General features: G+C 39.8%; 3 protein-coding genes. 1 reads left to right on the top strand and 2 read right to left on the bottom strand.

What is annotated here, in order from left to right:
* Positions 1-225: 225 nt before the first annotated feature.
* The gene (locus F6K49_RS40970; protein WP_293106748.1) at positions 226-480 is read left to right on the top strand and encodes a hypothetical protein; all 255 of its coding nucleotides are present in this window, start codon (positions 226-228) and stop codon (positions 478-480) included.
* A 240-nt stretch (positions 481-720) separates the two neighbouring features.
* On the opposite strand, the gene F6K49_RS40965 is transcribed toward F6K49_RS40970, so the two are convergent.
* Both F6K49_RS40965 and F6K49_RS40960 read right to left on the bottom strand, forming a co-directional pair.
* Positions 721-906 carry a hypothetical protein gene (locus tag F6K49_RS40965; RefSeq protein ID WP_293106745.1) on the bottom strand — a complete coding sequence of 62 codons (186 nt, stop codon included), beginning with the start codon at positions 904-906 and terminating at the stop codon, positions 721-723.
* 77 nt (positions 907-983) lie between these two features.
* Positions 984-1,154, bottom strand: a complete 171-nt coding sequence (locus tag F6K49_RS40960; protein ID WP_293106742.1) for a hypothetical protein — start codon at positions 1,152-1,154, stop codon at positions 984-986.
* Between the last annotated feature and the right edge of the window lie 1,360 nt (positions 1,155-2,514).

Raw genomic sequence — 2,514 nt, 5'->3', positions numbered from 1 at the left:
CCCCTAAATACCCCTTATTAAGGGGGACTTTGAGGTTGAAAAGTGTACCTCATAACTGCGAGAAAATAGTAGCTTTTTAGAGACGTTCAATAGAGCGTCTCTTTCCATTTTGTTTCCGGAAATTATATTTAAAATCCCTTCAAAAAAAAAATTTATAAAAACCCTTGACAATTATTATCATAATTATGAGTATAGTATACAAACCACAAGCAAAAGGTGACAATTATGGATTCCGAATTTCGCTTAAACCCAGAGACTAACCCCGAGGATATAACTCCTAGTAATAATCCTCAAGAATCGTTTCCCAAAAAATATCCGGTTCAGCATATTTTGAGGGGCTCCCGCAAGGGCATCATCAACACCATGCATACCCTCTATGCACTGGGTTATGCGGAAATTGTCGAGTGGACTCCTCTGCAGCCGACGGGACTTCCTGGAGAATTTATTACGATGATGACGAAATACTTAACTCTGGGTTAAGCTATTAACTTGCTGGGGGGCTTTGCCCCCTGGCAAAACCATCGGGTTTGCTCCCATGGGAGCATGTCTGGAATGGTGTGAAATCTGAATTCATAAGGTTCATCTGGCCGTGGATAGTATTTCTGCGGCTATTTTTTTTTGTTAGGGAGTAGGGAGTAGGGAGTAGGGAGTAGGGAGTAGGGAGTAGGGAGTAGGGAGTAGGGAGTAGGGAGTAGGGAGTAGCTCACAGGGGTAGGTTTTTTACATTTGGGTCGGGAGTCGGGAATCGGGAATCGGGAATCGGGAATCGGGAATCGGGAAAAGCGGGAAATGGGGAGAATTATCCCGGAAACTAGTGTGTATTTTGATACATATTTTTAGGAATTTATACGTAGCGATGCAGCGCGGTCTTGGGAAGGCAGCGCCGCCAAAGGGGGTTCCCCCCATGAGCGACTGCCGTGGTTTCCCCCACTCGCTATTGCATCAAGACAATCAAAGTACCTACTCGCCCCTTTGTAAAAAACCTACCCTTGTAAGGTAGGGAGTAGGGAGTAGGGAGTAGGGAGTAGGGAAATGCGATCGCATAAGCGCGGAAGCTGAGGCCGTAGGCCACGCTTTGCGTTCGCGTAGCGTCGGCTTTGCCGAAACGCTTCCGGAGCGTAGCGTGGCCTACGGCCAATCGCTACAGCCAACATCTCACCTCTCCCTATTTGTATTGATAGTATTATCAAAATTATTTGGATTTGGCAATGAGTATTTATACATTTTTTTGGAGTTTACAAATGAGTTGTAAAACTAGATGGTGATTTTTGCTAAACTAAAAAACTTTGTATTCCTTACAGCTCCTACCTATTGGGAGTTTTTTGTTTCCTAACCCTTGGGATTATTTGTTTACATCTCAAATAAAAATACTATTACTATCGTAATTTACTTCATATTACTTCACCATGCTTCAGAGCACTTCATCGACGTTTCATGCCCTACTTACTACTTCCTGTTACCAGGAAAAAATCCCTGAAAGCCCTACTAATTCATTGTTGTGAATTATCTCTCATCAAAGTTTTTTATAAAAAAAATTACAAGTTTAAAGATTTGTTAAGTTTAACGTAAACTCATTCAAATAGTCCGGATTGTATGTAATACTATGTTTGGAAAGTAAATTAGCTATCAATAACAAAGCAGGGTAAACGCATCTTATTTACTAGAAATGGTAACATCCAAAACAAAAAAATATTAACTCAATCTATTGTTTAGTTTTTAAATGTAACTCTTGATACAATCTTAGATGTGTTTACCCTGGGATTATATGGTTACAACTGGGTTAATTTTTACTACCAAGTTTATGGAATTGTTGATAAGTTAATTACGATATCCTCGAATAAACGACCATTTTATCAACGAGGTCTCAAAGCTATGACCTTGATTATGTCTGCTTTTTAGCTACTCTTGTCACCCCGCCAGTTTACTAGCTTGTTCATGAAGGCTATTCTCGGTTAGCAGATGACATTAAAGGTATCCATTAAACCCAAAGAATATTCCCATGCATTAAGGAATCCACTAAAAGGTTTCCGACCACGCAATCGTAATGGGAAACATGAATATGGCACACTTTGTCGTGTATACATGAAGTGGAATGACTTAGAGCGCAATGAAAAAGATGGTTTAGATCGTATTATAAATACCTGTAATTTAGCGTGGAATAAAGTTGAGCAATATAACATTAAAGTTATTCCACGAGTTTATTTGCATTGGGATGGAGATAAAAAATATTGGCCAAGTGATTTAAAAACGGACGACTATACTAGTACTCAATTTCAAAAAAGAGTGCTGAGACTCATACATCACTTGGGAAAGTGCTGGGATAATGATTCCCGAATTGCATGGATTCAAATGGGTATCATTGGCAAGTGGGGAGAACATCATTCACCCAGGGCTATTTCATTCTAAATATAAACAAGATCTGGTATAATATATCCCAAATTTCGTCTAATCCATCTACTACTGTGTCTCAAATCCCAATTATAGAAGCCTTTGCAGAGCTAGAAGACCCTCGTC

It is taken from the genome of Moorena sp. SIO3I6 (genome assembly GCF_010672095.1).
The sequence above is the reverse complement of the archived record's forward strand: the minus strand, read 5'-3'. Positions and strand labels throughout refer to the sequence as shown.